Below are 16,567 nucleotides of genomic sequence, written 5' to 3' on the forward strand. Positions count from 1 at the left end.
GCCGCCCCGAAGGCGGCTTTCCTCAATGCGTCATTGAAATGAGTTAGTTCAGCTTGGCTTTCAGGTCGTTCAGCGAGGACTTGAAAAGTTCCGCTCCTGCCTTGGCGTCGACCTTGAGTTCCATCAGCTTGCGGGCCGCTTCCGTGGCGATGTCCACGGCGCTGGCGCGAACCTCGTTGACCGCCTCGCGCTCGGCCTGCGCAATCTTCTGCTCGGCCATCGCGCTGCGGCGGGTGACGAATTCCTCGGTCTTCTGCCGCGCTTCCTTCACAAGCTGCTCGGCCTCGCTCTTGGCGGCCTCAACGATGGCGGCTGCTTCCTGCTCGGCTTCCTTGCGCTTGCGCTGGTACTCGGCCAGCAATTGCTGCGCCTCTTCACGAAGGCGCCGCGCATCTTCAAGATCGCTTGCGATTTTTGTCGCCCGCTTATCGAGCGACGCGCCCAGCGTGCCCGGCACCTTGAGATAGACGACGATGGCCAGGAAAATGACGAGTGCGACGAATGCCCAGAATGTTGCGTCCATCTGGCCCTCCTAGTTCCTGACCGCCTTGACTGCGGCGGAAACGGTGGGCTTGTCCACCTTCGCACCGGTCAATTGCTGGACGATGGCGGTTGCGGTGTCCTCAGCGATGCCACCGACTTCGGCCATCGCCTTCGACTTGATTCCCGCGATCCGCTTTTCGGCTTCCGCGAGCTTGGCTTCAAGCTCTGCTTCGATCTTCTTGCGCTCGCTTTCCGCATCGGCCTTGGCCGAATCGCGTGCGCCCTGCCCGATCGTATTGGCGTTGGAGCGCGCCTCGGCCAGTTCCTGCTCGTAGGCGGCGACCGCCGCGTCGGCGTCTTCCTTCATGCGCGCGGCCTGGTCGAGGTCCTGCGCAATGCGGTCGCGCCGCACTTCCAGGATCCCGCCGATGCGCGGCACGATGACCTTTTTCAGGAAGAGGTAGAAGAGGCCGAAAGTGATCGCCAGCCACAGGAGCTGCGACGGGTAATTGCTTGGATCGAAAGGCGGAAATGCGCCTCCGCCATGCCCGGCGCCGGTTTCGGTATGCGTTTCGCCCGCAGCGGCATCCGCCGGTGCGGCATGGGTTTCCCCTGCCGGTGCGTGCGATTCCCCCTCGGCCGGTTGGGCCTCCTGGGCATAAGCCGGTGTCACGAACATCTCGATCCCCTAATCCCTTGCGATCCGGCCGCGTCACGCGGCCGGCGAACCATGCCCACTCTTATGCGAAGAGGAGGAGCAGCGCGACGAGCAGGGAGAAGATGCCCAGAGCTTCGGTCACGGCGAAGCCGAAGATCAGGCGGCCGAACTGGCCATCGGCAGCCGAGGGATTGCGCAGCGCGCCGGCCAGATAGTTGCCGAAAATGGTGCCCAGGCCGATACCGGCGCCACCCATGCCGAGGCATGCGATGCCAGCGCCAATTGCCTTTGCTGCTTCTACTTCCATTGTCCAACTCCTTTTGGATTCAAGTTCGGAATGCGTATTTCCGGATGCGGTCCGGCGGACCGCACCATGCCTAGTGACCCGGATGGATCGCGTCGTTGAGGTACATGCAGGTCAGCACAGCGAAAACATAGGCCTGCAGGAATGCGACCAGGAATTCGAGCGCCGTGATGGCGACGGTCATCGCCAGCGGCAGGATCGATCCCGCGACGCCGACCGCGCCGAGCGCGGTGAGCGAGGTCACGAAGCCCGCGAACACCTTGAGCGTGATGTGGCCCGCCAGCATATTCGCGAAAAGACGAACGGAGAGGCTGATGGGGCGCGAAAGGAACGAAATGATCTCGATCAGCACCACGAGCGGTACGAGAACAATCGGCACGCCGTGCGGCACGAACAGTTTCAGGAACCCGAAGCCATGCTTCATGAAGCCGTAGACGACCACCGTTCCGATGACCAGAAGCGCCAGCGCGAAGGTCACGATGATGTGGCTGGTGACGGTGAAGAAATAGGGAAACAGGCCGATCAGATTGGCCACCAGCACGAACATGAACAGCGAGAACACAAAGGGGAAGAACTTCATTCCCTGCGTTCCGGCGGCGTCGCGCAGCATATTCGCCACGAATTCATAGGACATTTCCGAGATCGACTGGAGGCGGTTCGGAACCAGCCCGCGGCTCGACGTGGTCAGGAAAAGGAATGCGCCCGCAGCAACAGCCGTTGCCACCATGAAGGCGGAAGAATTGGTGAAGGAGAAATCAAAGCCGCCGATTTCGATCGGAATCCATTTGGAAATCTGGAACTGATGGATCGGATCGTTCGCCACGCTTGTGACCCCTCGTTAGACCTGCGCGCCAGCGCGCCGTTCACTTCCCGTCCGGTTTCCCGGCTTCGTCAGGCTGCCTTATGCCAGCATTGGCAACAAGTCCAGCCGAGCGCAGCACATTCAACACGCCTGCGCCAAATCCCAGCAGCAGGAAGATGATCAACCCCCAGGGCGAAGTCCCCGCCCAACTGTCGATCAACCAGCCGAGTCCCGCTCCGACGACTACCCCCGCGATGAACTCGCTGGATAGTTTCAGCGCGTTGCCGTACCCGGAAACACTGCCCGACTTCGCTGCCTGGACGCCGGCCTGGCTTTCGGTACGCCTCGAAGCAAGCGAGGCTTCGAGTTCATTCCGGCGGCGCTCCAGCTCTTGGTCGCGAGGGTCCGGCTGCTCAGGCTCCACCGGCGCGGTCTTTCCGGCATTCCCCGGCTTGCCCGCACGGACCATTGCGACCTCCCTGCCCGGCAAACCCGCAAACGGATTGCCGCTCCAAAGTCGCGCGCAACATAGTTAGGGGCGACGGCTACGTCAAGCCGAGTCAGGGCCCCCGCGGCCTTGTATTTTTATGAATTATTTCAATGTCTTAGCCTAATGCGACATCGTGCCCTGCACGACTGCTCGCCAAATCGCGCCAGATCAGCTCCAGCCGCCATTCCTTGTGCGGTAGAAGATGTGCAGGCCGATCCTTGTCATCTTCTTCATGTAGCGCGCCCAGCCGGGGCTCACATATTGCGCATAATAGTGCGTGGAGGACCCGACCTCGGGAATGAATATCCTGCCCGCCGTCACCGCGAGCGCAACGGCCTCGGCCTTCCTGTAGTTGGCGGGGCTGGCCACAACGTCCTTGCGCCCGTCGCATGCAAAGGAGAACTGGCAGGCATTGCGCCAGTTGCGGTTCTGGTAAACCACGTCGCAGATCGAGCCAGGATAGGCCGGATTTCGGACGCGGTTCAGCACAACCTGCGCGACCGCTGCCTGACCGCGCATCGATTCGCCGCGCGCCTCGAAATAGACGGCGTTGGCGAGGCATTTCTGCTCCTTGCCGGAAAACACCGAGGCCGGAAGCGGCTGCTGAAGCCATGCGTGGTCGCCCTTACCTGCCGGAGGGATGAAACGCCCCTCGGCGGGGTCCTCGTTGAGCAGGCTTTCGAAGGGCGACGCCTTCGCATAGTCGGGCGCGCTCGCGGCATAGGCGGTGGCCAGCACGTCCGGCTTGTCGTTGTTCACAAGGCTCGCCAGATAGCTCGGTACGCCGGAATTTTTCGCGCTGTCGTCGCGGATGTAGAAGGAGGACGCGATCTGCACCTCCTTGCCCTTGATGGGGGGAATCGCGAAAGTCAGCTTTTCCTTCGTCTCGCGCGTCGGGCGCAGCATTGACGTACGCTCGAAGATCGAGCCGGCGGAGAAGGCTTTCGGCGGCGCAACGCGCTCGATCCCGATGATGCGGCCCTGCTTTTCCGCGCTGTTGACGCGCGATTCATCGGGTGTCGCGGCGCGCCCCTTGCTGCGGAAGGCGACCTTGCCCAGGCCCCGCGCATTCACGCCCGCGCCGGACAGCAGCCCCGAATCTCCAAACGGCATTTCAGCCTGATGCACCGATCCCGCCGCGGCCTTTTCGACATAGCCGGTCCAGCCGCTCGCGCCGGAATCCTCGCCGGAGATCAGCCCGGCAATGTCCTGCCGCCCGCCGACGGTCGGGAACGCCAGCAGCAGTGCAACGCCAAGGATCGCGGAAGCCTTGAGCGACGGGCAGCGCTTCAGGGCAGACGCGCCGGACCGCAACACAGAATCGATACGCCAACGCAACCGACCAACCCTCGCCACACGCTAAAATTGTATGGTTCCGGAAAGTGAAGCATTAACCTTGATGGGGAGTTAACGATCAGCGCTTCTTCGACCTGTCCGCGAAGGGATTGTCGGAAGCGCGCAACGCGACGCGAATGGGCACGCCGGGCATGTCGAAGCTCTCGCGCAGGCTGTTCACCAGATAGCGGACATAGGATTGCGGCACGGCGTCGGGCCTCGACGTGGACAGCACGAAGCCCGGCGGACGGGTCTTGGCCTGCGTGATGTATTTGATCTTCAGCCTGCGGCCCGCGACGGCGGGAGGCGGATGATGGGCGAGCACCCCTTCCAGCCAGCGATTGAGACGGCCCGTCGAGACGCGCCGGTTCCACACCTGATGCACCTTCAACACCGCATCCATGAGGCGGTCGAGCCCGCGTCCCGTTTCGGCGGAAACCGGAATGGCCAGCAGCCCGCGCACCTGCGGCAGCAGGCGCGCCGTCTTTTCATAGAGTTCGGCAAGGGTCTCCTGCCGGTTCTCGATCAGATCCCATTTTGAAAAAGCGATGACCGGCGCGCGGCCTTCGCGCACGATCAGGTCGGCGATCTGCAGGTCCTGCTTCTCGAACGGAATGGTCGCATCGAGAACGATGACGACGACTTCCGCGAAACGGATCGCGCGCAGGCCATCGGATACAGAGAGCTTTTCCAGCTTTTCCTGAACCCTCGCCTTGCGCCGCATGCCCGCCGTGTCGAACAGCTTCATGCGGCGGCCACGCCACGTCCAGTCCACGGAAATGGAATCCCGCGTGATGCCCGCCTCCGGCCCGGTCAGCAGCCGCTCCTCGCCGATCAAGGCGTTGATAAGCGTGGATTTTCCCGCATTCGGGCGGCCCACGACAGCGATGCGCAGCGGCTTGCTGTCGTCATAGGCAGGTTCCTCGTCGGCGTCGGTGACATCCTCGCCGATCAGCGGTTCCTGCTCCGCATCCTCTTCCTCGTCGTCCTCGAATGCGCGCTCCTCGCCCACGGCGGCGATGACGGCGTCGCGCAGGTCGGGCATGCCCTGACCGTGCTCGGCGGAAATCGGCACCGGCTCGCCGAGCCCCAGTTCGAACGCTTCCAGAAAGCCCGCGTCGGAGCCGCGCGACTCGGCCTTGTTCGCGACCAGCACGACGGGCTTGCCGGCGCGCCGCACGATGTCGGCGAAGGTGCGGTCGTCGGGCAGGATACCGGCCTTGGCGTCGATGACGAAGAAGATCAGGTCGGCTTCGCGAATGGCGATCTCGGTCTGCTGGCGCATCCGCCCTTGCAGGGTCGCGGCGGCGGCATCTTCGAAGCCTGCCGTGTCCACCACGTCGAAATAAAGATCGTAGAGCCTCGCGGGATGAATGCGCCGGTCGCGCGTCACGCCCGGCGTGTCGTCCACAAGCGCCAGCTTGCGCCCTGCCAGCCTATTGAAAAGCGTCGATTTTCCGACGTTTGGCCGGCCTATGATGGCGATGGTGAGTGCCATTGCGCCCGCTCACGACTTGACGCCGGAACCGCGCAGCAGCTCGATCATCAGATTGGCACGCTGCTGCGCATCCTGCGGCGCGGCATCGTCGTCGGCGATCTGCCTGAACAGCTTCATCGCATCCTCGCCCTTGCCTGCCTTCCATGCGGAAAGGGCGAGCGCCTCGCGTGCGGCGGCGCGCATCGGATTGGTGTCAACCGCAAGTTGCTCGACACGGTCGGCGACCTCATTATAGGCGCCGCTGTCGACCAGAATATAGGCCGCGCGTATACGCGCGATGTCGCGCAGGGATGCGTCGATCGAGCGGTCGGCGGCCACGGCGTCGAAACCTGCGACCGCGCCTTTCGCATCGCCCTTTTCAGACAGCACCGTCGCTGCGCGCATGCGCGCCAGCACCGGATAGGCGCCGTGACTTTCGTCCTCGATCTTCTTGAATGCGGCCAGCGCCTCGTCGCTCTTGCCGTCGCGCGCAAGTTGCAGTGCCTGCGCAAATGCATCGCCGGCGCTTCCTGAGCGGGCCTCGCGCCAGTATTCATAGCCGACGAAGCCGGCAGTGCCGAGCACGACCGCAACCGCCAGCCCGATGATCAGCGCACCATAGCGGTCCCAGAGAGCCTTCGCCTTGTCCTGGCGAATCTCTTCCTGAACCTCGCGAAAGAAACTGTCGTCCGTCATCAAACAGGTCCGAGCGCCCCAATCGGGGCTGTTGCGCGCCTTTTAGCGAATATTCGCGTCGAGGGAAGGGGGAAAGGTGAATGTCGATCGCAGCAAAGCGGATTCGACCCGCATCGCGCCACAATTGCGCGGCAGTTTTCCCACTTTCAACCCGCTGTTCACTTTCCCTCGTGCATTGAGTGACCATGTTGCGTCTGTGTGTTTCCGTGCTTGCCCTTGCCTGTCTTGCAGCCCTTCCCGCAAAGGCCGATCCTCCCACAGCCGGTCATCGCCCTATGCAGGCACTCATCATCTCCTTCGACGGCGCGCATGACCTCGACCAGTGGCGGCGCAGCCGCGCGCTGGCAAAGCGCACCGGCGCGCATTTCACCTATTTCCTGTCCTGCGTGTTCCTGCTGTCGCCGGACACGAAATCGGCCTACCAGCCGCCCCGGATGAAGGCGGGGCGCTCCAATGTCGGCTTCGCGCACTCGCGCGGCGAGGTGGAGCAGCGCCTCTACCAGATCAGGCTGGCCGCCGCCGAAGGCCACGAACTCGCCAGCCATGTGTGCGGCCATTTCGACGGAGGGAAATGGACCGCGCAGGACTGGTCGCAGGAGATCGACTCCTTTTCGGACATCCTGCGCAACGCCTATGCGATCAACGGCATATCGCCCGAGCCGGAAGGCTGGAAGGCGATCGCAAACGGAGTCGAGGGCATGCGCGCGCCCTATCTCTCCACCGCGCCGGGCTTGCAGAAGGCGATGGCCGGTGCGGGACTGGCCTATGATGCAAGCGGCGTTTCCCGTGGTCCCGTTCGTCCCGACCTGTCCGGTCCGGTCGCGCATTTTGCGCTGCCGCAGATCGCGGAAGGGCCGAACGGCAGGCGCGTCATCGGCATGGACTACAATCTTTATGTGCGGCAATCCGGCGGCAAGGAAAACCCGGCCCGCGCAAAGGAATTCGAGCAGCGCAGCTATGACGCGTTTCGCGCCGCCTTCGATAAGGAATATGCGGGCGGGCGCGCCCCGCTCCAGCTCGGGTTCCATTTCGTGCTGATGAACGGCGGGGCCTATTGGCGTGCGATGGAGCGGCTCGCGGAAGAGGTCTGCGGCAGGCCGGACGTCGCCTGCATCAGCTATCGCGACTATCTGGCGCGCACCGGGTTCTCGCTCAGGCGCGCGCCCGACAGCCAGGGTTAGTGACGATCACTCAGGCGGGCGCGTCGCCGGTAGCCTCGTGTTCGAGGTAGCGCCTGTCGATGTCCGGCAGCGGCCCGCCGTCCAGCGTGGCTTCGAACGCGCGCAGGCGCTTGTAGATCGACAGCAGCTCCACGATCGTCGGCCAAGCGTTGACCAGATATTGGAACGAGCTGGAGACCTGATTGAAGGCTGTTGCGATCTGCTGCCAGATACCGAGCGTGATCTTGCCCGCCGCGATGGTGGGGATCAGGATCAGGCTCGAAAAGATCGCGTCCGCCTGTCCGAAGCCCGAGCGGAAGATGTTGAAATAGGCGTAGTGGAAATAGAGGCGGAAATAGTTGCGCCGCACATTGTCGAACAGTTCGCGCATGGTCGGCGGCTGCGCGCGGCTCGCATCATCCTCGCCATAAACCAGTTCCTTGCGGTAGGCGGCCTCGACGCGCTGGTTCCTGAACTCCAGGCCGGGAAGCTTGATGCCGACCAGCGCCAGCAGGCCGGTGCCGAACACCGCCCAGACGAGCGCGGCGACGACGAGCGAATAGGGAATGGCGCCGACGAAGGGCAGTTCGGTGATGTGGTTCGAAAGCTGCGCCAGAACGGGAAGGAAGGCTATCAGCGTCAGGATCGCATCCGCGAAGGCGACGCCGAGCCCTTCCATCGTGGTGGAGAAGCGCATCGTATCTTCCTGCACGCGCTGTGAAGCGCCCTCGATGTGGCGCAGGCGCGGCCAGTGCGACATGTAGAAATCGTTCATCGCCGTGCGCCAGCGGAAAATATAGTGACTGACGAAAAAGCGCGTCAGCACGAAGTTCGTCACGAACATGGCGCCGATCCACGCATAGATCCAGAACATGTCGTAGAGCTGTCCGGCGGTGACGGACGGGGGCGGGGTGAGTGCTTTCTGGAAGAGGTCGAAGAACGGCCCGCGCCAATTGTTCAGCGCGACATAGATTTCAACCGAAATATAGGTCGAAAACAGGATCAGCGCGGAACCGAGTATCGACCAGTTCTGCCAGGGATGCGGCGAATAGATGCGCCAGAACAGGTAGAAAGCGCCAAGAAAGACGAGGAAATAAACATAGAACCACAGGAATGGCGGCGAGATGAAAACGGCAATGCCAAGGATCGGCGGCTGTCCCGCCGGATGCGGCGGCAATCCGAGGACCGCCCCGAGGTCGCGCCCTCCGAAGAACCAGAGCAGGACGCCCACAAGGGCCCAGACGGCTGCGGAAATGAAGAACAGCTTCGGCTTCGGGAAAAAGGATACGAACAATTCGGCGCTTCCTTATGGAAAAATCGACGGCATAAAGTCACAGATTTTGCGGCAAAGGAATGGTTTTGGCTGCTTTGAACGGATTACATTTCTGTCAGGAATTGCACTGTTCACCTTCGCGCGGGCCAGACAATTGCCGCCGCGACAAGCAGAACCAGCGCAGCGAGCATCGAAGGCGCGAAGAAGCTGCCGGTCCTGTGCGCAAGCGCGCCGGCGGCGAGCGGGCCCAGTATCTGGCCCACGCCGAAAGAGGCGGTCATCAGCGCAAAGGCGCGGCGCGGCGATTGCGGGGCGCGCATGCGCGCGGCCTGAATGCCGAAAGCGGTGATTGCCACGAAGGTCCCGCCGAGCAGTGCGCCACCGATCAACGGCCCGATCCAGCCTCCGAAGGCAACGCTTGCCGCGACTCCGACGGCTTCCAGCAGACAGCCCGCAATGTAGACCGCGACCGCTCCCCTGCGACGGGCAAGCTTTTCCCACAGATGCACGGAAGGGATGATCGACAGGCCGGTGATCAGCCATACGACCGACTCGAACAGTCGTCCGCCATCTCCCTGCCTGACGATTGTCACCAGGAAGGTCGCGGTGACGACGTAGCCAAAGCCGAACAGCCCGTAGGAAAGGATGAGCCGGACCAGCACCGGATCGCGCGGCAGACGCGGCTCGACGCTTCCGCCGTTGTGCGAGACGGGACCCTCGCGGACGATATAGGCAACCACAGCGAGGCCGATGGCAGACAGGATCGCGGCGCTGTACCAACCGCCCTGCCAGTGCGCGCCCCCGGCGATGAGCGCACCCATCACCAGCGAGGATGCCACGATCCCGATGCCGACGCCCCCGAAATGCACGGATTGCAGTTGACTGCGGCCCGCAGCCGCGAAGTGGCTGAACACAATGGCGGACAGGAACACCATCACGAAAGCGCTGGCGACGCCCGCCAGGAACCGGATCGCCAGAAAGGCCGTGAGATTCTCCGTCAACCCCATCGCGGCGGCAAGCAAGACCGTGGAGACGAGACCGCCAAGCATGAGCATGCGTTCGCGCCCCGCGCCCCACGCACCCGCAGCCGCAAAGGCCCCCACAAGGTAACCAAGGTAGTTGGCCGATGCGATCCATCCCGCATCGGTGGTCGACAGGCCCAGTTCCTCCATCATGGAGGGCAGAATCGGCGTGAACACGAATCGGCCGATGCCCATCGCCACCGCCATCCCGGCCATTCCGGCAACCGCATAGCGCATGGGTGTCGTCAGGTTCAGCGTCATTCAGGATCGCCTATGCGGTCTGGAGAAACAGCGCAACCGCGCGCATTTCCAAAACGCTGGGCCAGCCACAAAATTAAGAATTGGCACTAGCAACCGTCTACATATAATGATATATGCCTTGCATACGCTTGCCCCCCAAGCCCCAAGCCCGCAAGCGAAGGCCCGTTCCAACGGAACGGGCCATTTTCTTTTGATCACCGCCCCACAAGGGATGACGTAGCGCCGACCTGCCAGATTAGCAGCAGGACATATCCCACGATGCTGACCATCAGGCCCCGGAACGCGATCCAGACATATCGGTATTTTGTCCGGGCAATGATCGCCAGCGTATCGGCATTGGCGAGATACTGGTCGAACAGGTAAGCCTCGTTCCTGCCCTTCTGCGCGTCGGCCAAACCAGTCCGGTTGGCGGGCCAGCCTGCCCAGTAAAGCGATGTCGAGGTTTTCACATGCCTCGGCAGGACGACCATGATCGCCGCGATCACCGAGACCAGCACCGCGACCGCCATGAAGCCCGACAGGATGATCGCGATGGGCTCGCCGGACTGATATCGCGCGAGACTGAAAACCTGCTTCCCCTCCGTCGAACTTATCAGGAACGCGATCATGAAGGTGAAGATGAACGCTGCCTTCTGGTCCGCCGTCCCAATCTGATCGTAGAATATATCGTTCACCTTTATTAGATGTTTCAAATATTCCTGATCGAGAGTGGAAAGCTTCCCGTCGCCCTCTGCGTCCGTCCCGGCATTTTCCAGCTTTTCCATAACTATTTCTGTCTCGCGCTGTCGATTTTCTGCAACGAAATATTGGGGATCAATGCACCAACATTCTCCAGGCAGCAACGAAAACTTGACAGTCAAAATCCTTTGTATACGTGTGAATTTTCAGGGGATCACAACAGACTGAATAATGCGTGGACTGAGGCGAGTACTGCTTGCGTTAGCCTTGGGCGGTTGCGCGTGGCCATCCCACGCAGACATACTGCCGCGCAGTCAGCCGGCTGCGGGCACCGTCATTGCGCGCAAGGTCGGCGAGGAAGTCCGCTTCATCGATATCAGCGGTTGGCGCGGGGTCGATGTCGACCAGGACCTGCTGCCCGGGGACGTGCTGCGCACCAATGCGCTGGGCAATCTGGCCGTGCTGTTTTCCGACCGCACGCAGGTCAGGCTCGGGCGTAACACGACGCTTGTGGTCAAGCAGATCGGAACGCCTTCCGAAACCCGCTTCAGCCTTGAATCAGGCACCATCTGGGCGCGGGCCGAGCGCGGCGGACAAGGGCTGACAGTCGAGACGCCCGCGGCGGCAGCAGCGATTCGCGGCACCGACTGGACAATGACCGTCGAGGGCGACAAGACTTCGATCATCGTGCTGGAGGGGCTGGTCGAATTCTATAATCCGCAAGGTTCGGTCAATGTCGCCGAAGGCGAGGCGGCCGTCGCCACCATCGGGCAGAAGCCGTCCAAGGTGGTGATCGTCGATCCCGACGACCGGCAGCAGATGCTCTATTACCTGTCGCTGCGCAATTCGTTCGGCTGGATGCCGGCCTCTCCGCTTTCATCGCCCGAGATGCGCCGGATGCGCGAGGCCATCGGTGCGAAGCCGCCTGCCTCGCGCAGCGTGGAGGATTGGCTGACGCTGGCCGAAGCCTCGCTCAACTATGACGGCAAGGCGGTGGCGCTGGCGGCGGCGGACCATGTGCGGGGAAAGCGCCTGACGCGCGCGCAACAGGCGCGTCTCGACCTGATAGATGCGCTCGCCGCCGGGGCGAACCACGATTTCGCGGGCGCCGCGAAACTGTTCCGGCGCGCTGCACCCGCGCTCGATCCGCGCCGCCGGGCGATTGCGCTCTATGGCGGCTATTTCGCTCGTTCCCTCGCCGAACCCAGCCGCGCCGAGCCGGAGCCGAGCGCGCCGGACAGCGGCCCCTATGGCGCGCTTGCAAAGGCGTGGACCACCGGCTTCCTCAAGGACATACCGGCGGCAATCGAGATCATCCGGCAAGCAGAGGCGAAATATCCCGACGATCCGTCGCTGCCCGCCTACCGGGCGCAGCTCGCGATCCTGATCGACGACCGCAGCCAGGTCGAGGAAGCGATTGCACGGTCGCTTGCCATCGACCCCGACGATCCGACGGCGCTTGAGGCGCGATCCTACTACAAGTCCGGCATCCAGAGCGACTTGAAGGGCGCATTGGCGGACATCGAGCGCGCCGCCGCACTTGCTCCCGGCTCTTCTTCCGCATGGAACGCGATGGGGAATATTCACAGCGCGCGCGGCGGCATGCGGGAGGCCGAAGCCGCCTTCAAACGGGCAATCGAGCTTGAGCCGATGGACCCCGTTTCCTACGCGAACCTCGCCATCCTCTACCTTGACCAGGATCGCGTGGCGGAAGCGAAAGTACTCATCGACAAGGCACTGGAACTCGATCCGGCCTTCGAGGTCGCGCTTACCGCGCGTGGGCGCTACCACCTTCAAACCGGCGAGCTTGAAAAAGGCGTCGATGACCTGCTGGCGGCGTCGACCGTCAATCCCGCCTATTCGCAGGGCCTGCTCCTGCTTTCCGCCGGCTATTATGAGAGCGGGCAGCGCGAACCCGCCGAACAGGCACTGGAGAATGCCGACCGCCTCGACCCGAACGATCCGGTGACGGCGGACTACGAAACGGCCATCGCCATCGACGACTACGATTCCGACCGCGCCATCGCCAGCGCGCAGGATGCGTTGCGCCGCTCGCGGGCGCGCGGCGGCGATTATGCGCCCGTCAGCGCCAACACGGATGCAGGCTCGACACTCAACGAGGCGTTCCGCCTGCAAGGGCTGGACGCTTGGGGACGTTTCTATTCCGACAGCGCCTTCGATGCGTTTTCCGGCGCGGCCTATGTCGATCAGGCAGTTACAGGCAGCGCCGACCCCTTCACCAGCGATATTACCTATGGCGGAAATGCGGTGGTGCCGACCATCAACGACGCCGGCTTTTCGGCGCTATTCCAGGGACTGATGTTTTCGCCGGAGATGATCTCGGGCCGCTCGCGCAGCGCCAACCTCATCCGCCGTCCCTTCGTGGAGGGCGCGATAGGCGGTGGCTTCGTCAAGTCCGGCACGGACTGGAAGCCGACCGGCGAGGCTGAATTGCAGTCGTTTCAGGCGGGGCCGATCCCCTGGAGCTTCTACGGCAATGTGAAGTGGCAGCCCTCGCAGGAATACCGGCAATATCTCGCGCCCGGCACCGCCATACCCTACACGGATTTCACGCTGGATTTCGAACCGTTTTCGGGAACGGGTTACATCACGGCGCGGCCAACGCCGAACGACCGGATCGTGACCTACATCGACATTCAGGACGTGACCGAAAAGTTCGTCGATTCGCATGTCGACATCGATATACCGACGCTGTTCTACAACGCACTCGACTACAATCGCGATGTCAGGACCCGCTCGACCACAGGCGCGGTCGGCTGGAGCCACACATTCGGCTACCACAATGTCCTCAACGCCGCCGCTTTCGTGAGCGGGTTCAAGCAGACCAGCGATTCGCTTGCGGAAAGCTTCATCCTGCCCTTCCTGCCGGGGATCCCGATCACCACCCAGCACGATATCGCGGAAAGCGATGAGACGACTTATCTGGGCGCCCTCAACCACACGGTCGAAATCGGCGACGTCGTCTGGCGCTACGGCGTGGAGGGCGGGCAGGTCAATCTGGACCAGTCGCTGACCTCGACATTCGGCTTTCCGCTGGTGGGCGGAAGCGTCACGAGCAGGGCAAGCGCCGAAACCGATGTCACGTTCGGGCGCGTCTATCTCGATGCATCGACGCAGATCACCACCGACCTCAAGGCCGAGGCGGGACTGTTCGCCACCTTCTTCGACGGCGCTGTCACCGAACAGCGGCTCGATCCCCGCATCGGGCTGGCATGGGACTTCATGCCCGGCCATTCGCTGCGCGGCGGCTATTTCCGGGAAACCGAGGCGGCAAACACCACGACATTGTCGCCCATCGGCATTGTGGGCCTGCAATCGAATCAGGCGCCGCTCGACGTCGGGGGCTACTCCGACACGTTCGCGGCCCGTTGGGACGCGGAGTGGACGCGCCGTTTCTTCACTTCTGTCGACTACCAGCATCAATCGCTGCACAATCTGTCGATTCCGATACCGGGATCGATTGAAACGGTGTCGGTCGCGGAAGGAAGCATCGACCGCGTCAGCGGCACCGCCAACCTTTGGCTCGGCCATGGCTTCGGCCTGTTCGCCAACGCCGCCTATGTCGATTCGAAGGATGAGGACCCCGCAAGCCCCGGCTATGGCGACGCGCTCGCCTATGTTCCCGACACGACCGCGCGAGTAGGCATTACCTGGGTCAATCCCGCCAATATCAAGGTCACGCTCGCGGCAAGCTATGTCGGAGACCGAGAAAGCAGCGCTCCCGGCAGTCCGCTCGACGCATACTGGACCGCAGACGCTTTCCTGACATGGGAGCCGTTCGACAAGCGCTTCGAATTGCAGCTCGCCGCCTACAATCTCTTCGACGAGGAGTTTCTGGTCGCCCCCAACACCCCCGGCTGGGGCCAGACCTTCACGGGATCGCTCAAGGTCCGCTTCTGATGGACGCGCCGTGGTGGACACGCCAGTCTGCCCGGCGCAACGCCGAAAGGCGCGTCGCAGCGCCGGATCGAAGGAAGGGCCTCGTGGCGACCGCCCTGCTCATCGGGCTTCTGGTTTCGGCGCTGGCCCAGACAAGGCCGTGGCAGCTTTTCGACGCGCGCGTCTTCGACTACCTGTCCACGACATTGCCGCCTGAGCGGCCATCGGACGGCCCGGTGATCGTGGCGATCGATGAACCTTCGCTCGCCGAAATCGGCAGGCAATGGCCGTGGCCGCGTGACCTTCATGCCCGTCTGGTCGCGGCGCTGCGCGCGGCCGGAGCGAAATCGATCGGTCTCGACATCATCTTCGCGGAGCCCTCGACGCCGCAAGCCGATACGGCGCTCGCCGCCGTCATGGGGCCGGACGTGGTGCTGGCCGCCGACATCTCGCTGATCGAGACGCCGCAGGCCAGCCAGTTGCTGCGCACGGAACCCCTGCCGGAACTGATGGCTTCCGGCACACGATCCGGCGTCGCTTCCATCGCGCTCGACCGCGACGGGGCGGCGCGGCGCATGCCCGCCTATGTGGACGGCTTCGCAAAGACAATGCTCGGCACGGAAGCGGTTACGCCTGAGCGCGGGGCGCTGATGCAGAGCTTCGGCCCGGCCCGGACCTATCCGACCGTCTCCTACTATCAGGCGCTCGATCCCGGCGCCTTTCTTCCTCCCGACACATTCCGCGATCGTCCGGTCATTGTCGGCCTGTCCATGCAGGCAGCACCGAAGACCGACGCAGGCGGCGCCGACGCTTACGCGACATCCTGGAGCGCGCGCACCGGCACGCTGGTCCCCGGCGCCGAAATACAGGCGACCGTCTACGACAATCTCTCGGGTGGGCTGTTCGTGCGCCCTGCGCCCGTCTGGGTCGCGCTCGCCACGTCGCTTGCGGCGGCGGGGCTGGCGGCGCTGATGGCATGGCGCGGCACGAGCTGGAGAACGTTCGCCGTCGCGCTGGCGGGAATTGCCGTCATCGCGGTCGCTTCCTTCGTGCTTTTGCGCTGGGGCAGGCTCTATGTCGCGCCGACCGCCCCTGCCCTTGCCTTCGCGGTCGTATCGCTTGCGCAAGGGGCGCGCGATTTCGCGGCGGAGCGACGCCTGCGCCGTGAAATCACGCGGGCCTTCTCGCAATATCTGTCGCCGGAACTGGTGCGCCAGCTCACGCTCGACCCCGACAAGCTCAAGCTCGGCGGCGAGCGGCGCACGCTCAGCATTCTCTTCTGCGACGTGCGCGGCTTCACCACCATTTCGGAGCAGATGAAGGACAGCCCGGAGCGGCTGACCGCGCTTGTGAACCGCCTGCTCAACCCGCTCTCCGACGCCGTGATCGAGGCGGGCGGCACCATCGACAAATATATCGGCGACTGCATCATGGCCTTCTGGAACGCACCGCTCGACGACCCGGACCATGCGCCCCATGCCGTGCAGGCCGCGCTCGGCATGCTTGCCGCGCTCGACAGGCTGAATTCCGAGCTTGCAAGCGAAGCCGCCGTGCTCGGCGAACAGGTCATCGCGCTGAAGATCGGGGTCGGCATCAACACCGGCGATTGCGTGGTGGGCAATATGGGGTCGGAAAAGCGCTTCGACTATTCGGCGCTGGGCGACGCGGTCAACCTCGCATCGCGGCTCGAAGGCCAGACCAAGAGCTATGGCGTTTCGATCCTGCTCGGGGCCGAAACGGCCCGTCTTGCCGCCGCACAGTTGCCGGTCATCGAACTCGACCGCGTCTCCGTCAAGGGAAAGTCCGAAACGGCCACCATATCGACGGTGCTCTCCGCGCAGCCCGACGACTCGGTCATTGCCGCGCATCGCGCATTTCTTGACGACTACTATGGTGGCCGCACGCAAAAGGCGATTGCCCACCTGCACGGTCTTGAAGAAGCCCTTCCTGAGTTGCGCGCCTATTATCTGCGCCAGCGCAGGAGGCTTCTCGAAGCGCCCGCCTGAGCGAGAGACAAAATGCGCAGTG

Annotated in this window: 14 protein-coding genes; 3 read left to right on the plus strand and 11 right to left on the minus strand. The window is 63.3% G+C overall.

All coding sequences use genetic code 11. The annotated features are described in order from the left end of the window. Nucleotides 1-43: 43 nt before the first annotated feature. The 8 genes from M9924_02545 to M9924_02580 form a co-directional block, all read right to left on the minus strand. Nucleotides 44-523, minus strand: coding sequence for a F0F1 ATP synthase subunit B (locus M9924_02545; protein MCO5063274.1), 480 nt, complete (start codon nt 521-523; stop codon nt 44-46). Between the two features lie 9 nt (nt 524-532). Next, a complete protein-coding gene (locus M9924_02550) occupies nt 533-1,162 on the minus strand; it encodes a F0F1 ATP synthase subunit B (protein ID MCO5063275.1) in 630 nt (209 codons plus the stop codon). A 61-nt stretch (nt 1,163-1,223) separates the two neighbouring features. Beyond that, nucleotides 1,224-1,448 (minus strand): F0F1 ATP synthase subunit C, encoded by a 225-nt coding sequence (locus tag M9924_02555; protein ID MCO5063276.1) that lies wholly within the window; start codon nt 1,446-1,448, stop codon nt 1,224-1,226. Between the two features lie 70 nt (nt 1,449-1,518). Further along, nucleotides 1,519-2,268: a F0F1 ATP synthase subunit A gene (locus M9924_02560; GenBank protein ID MCO5063277.1), complete on the minus strand. Its 750-nt coding sequence runs from the start codon at nt 2,266-2,268 to the stop codon at nt 1,519-1,521. A gap of 40 nt (nt 2,269-2,308) precedes the next feature. Further along, complete coding sequence (locus M9924_02565; protein MCO5063278.1) at nt 2,309-2,716, minus strand: AtpZ/AtpI family protein; 408 nt, start codon at nt 2,714-2,716, stop codon at nt 2,309-2,311. Nucleotides 2,717-2,905: 189 nt separating this feature from the next. Continuing rightward, entirely contained in the window at nt 2,906-4,054 is a 1,149-nt protein-coding gene (locus M9924_02570; GenBank protein ID MCO5063279.1) for a cell wall hydrolase, read from the minus strand. Nucleotides 4,055-4,151: 97 nt separating this feature from the next. Then, nucleotides 4,152-5,570, minus strand: a complete 1,419-nt coding sequence (gene der, locus M9924_02575) for a ribosome biogenesis GTPase Der (protein MCO5063280.1) — start codon at nt 5,568-5,570, stop codon at nt 4,152-4,154. Between the two features lie 9 nt (nt 5,571-5,579). Then, complete coding sequence (locus M9924_02580; GenBank protein MCO5063281.1) at nt 5,580-6,245, minus strand: tetratricopeptide repeat protein; 666 nt, start codon at nt 6,243-6,245, stop codon at nt 5,580-5,582. A 185-nt stretch (nt 6,246-6,430) separates the two neighbouring features. Here M9924_02580 and M9924_02585 point away from each other — a divergent pair, with 185 nt between their 5' ends. After that, complete coding sequence (locus M9924_02585; GenBank protein ID MCO5063282.1) at nt 6,431-7,426, plus strand: polysaccharide deacetylase; 996 nt, start codon at nt 6,431-6,433, stop codon at nt 7,424-7,426. A 10-nt stretch (nt 7,427-7,436) separates the two neighbouring features. Here M9924_02585 and sbmA read toward each other — a convergent pair whose 3' ends face one another. From sbmA to M9924_02600, 3 genes are all read right to left on the minus strand, one after another. Further along, on the minus strand, nt 7,437-8,699 hold the full coding sequence (gene sbmA / locus M9924_02590; GenBank protein MCO5063283.1) for a peptide antibiotic transporter SbmA: 1,263 nt from the start codon (nt 8,697-8,699) through the stop codon (nt 7,437-7,439). Between the two features lie 110 nt (nt 8,700-8,809). Then, nucleotides 8,810-9,961, minus strand: coding sequence for a YbfB/YjiJ family MFS transporter (locus tag M9924_02595; GenBank protein MCO5063284.1), 1,152 nt, complete (start codon nt 9,959-9,961; stop codon nt 8,810-8,812). 194 nt (nt 9,962-10,155) lie between these two features. Next, nucleotides 10,156-10,725: a DUF5706 domain-containing protein gene (locus M9924_02600; protein MCO5063285.1), complete on the minus strand. Its 570-nt coding sequence runs from the start codon at nt 10,723-10,725 to the stop codon at nt 10,156-10,158. 145 nt (nt 10,726-10,870) lie between these two features. Between M9924_02600 and M9924_02605 the strand changes: the two genes are divergently transcribed. Both M9924_02605 and M9924_02610 read left to right on the plus strand, forming a co-directional pair. Next, nucleotides 10,871-14,560, plus strand: coding sequence for a FecR domain-containing protein (locus tag M9924_02605; GenBank protein MCO5063286.1), 3,690 nt, complete (start codon nt 10,871-10,873; stop codon nt 14,558-14,560). Next, on the plus strand, nt 14,560-16,545 hold the full coding sequence (locus M9924_02610) for a CHASE2 domain-containing protein (GenBank protein ID MCO5063287.1): 1,986 nt from the start codon (nt 14,560-14,562) through the stop codon (nt 16,543-16,545). Before M9924_02605 ends, M9924_02610 begins: the two co-directional genes overlap by 1 nt. The last annotated feature ends 22 nt before the right edge of the window (nt 16,546-16,567 follow it).

The organism is Rhizobiaceae bacterium, from assembly GCA_023953835.1.
Taxonomy (GTDB): Bacteria; Pseudomonadota; Alphaproteobacteria; order Rhizobiales; family Rhizobiaceae; genus Mesorhizobium_G.

Excerpts from the sequence above, each read along its gene's own strand:
- M9924_02595 (MCO5063284.1), bottom strand. The coding sequence starts at position 9,961 with ATGACGCTGAACCTGACGACACCCATGCGCTATGCGGTTGCCGGAATG.
- M9924_02580 (MCO5063281.1), bottom strand. The coding sequence starts at position 6,245 with ATGACGGACGACAGTTTCTTTCGCGAGGTTCAGGAAGAGATTCGCCAG.
- M9924_02585 (MCO5063282.1), top strand. The coding sequence starts at position 6,431 with ATGTTGCGTCTGTGTGTTTCCGTGCTTGCCCTTGCCTGTCTTGCAGCC.
- M9924_02610 (MCO5063287.1), top strand. The coding sequence starts at position 14,560 with ATGGACGCGCCGTGGTGGACACGCCAGTCTGCCCGGCGCAACGCCGAA.
- M9924_02600 (MCO5063285.1), bottom strand. The coding sequence starts at position 10,725 with ATGGAAAAGCTGGAAAATGCCGGGACGGACGCAGAGGGCGACGGGAAG.
- M9924_02605 (MCO5063286.1), top strand. The coding sequence starts at position 10,871 with ATGCGTGGACTGAGGCGAGTACTGCTTGCGTTAGCCTTGGGCGGTTGC.
- M9924_02545 (MCO5063274.1), bottom strand. The coding sequence starts at position 523 with ATGGACGCAACATTCTGGGCATTCGTCGCACTCGTCATTTTCCTGGCC.
- M9924_02555 (MCO5063276.1), bottom strand. The coding sequence starts at position 1,448 with ATGGAAGTAGAAGCAGCAAAGGCAATTGGCGCTGGCATCGCATGCCTC.
- der (MCO5063280.1), bottom strand. The coding sequence starts at position 5,570 with ATGGCACTCACCATCGCCATCATAGGCCGGCCAAACGTCGGAAAATCG.
- M9924_02550 (MCO5063275.1), bottom strand. The coding sequence starts at position 1,162 with ATGTTCGTGACACCGGCTTATGCCCAGGAGGCCCAACCGGCCGAGGGG.
- M9924_02565 (MCO5063278.1), bottom strand. The coding sequence starts at position 2,716 with ATGGTCCGTGCGGGCAAGCCGGGGAATGCCGGAAAGACCGCGCCGGTG.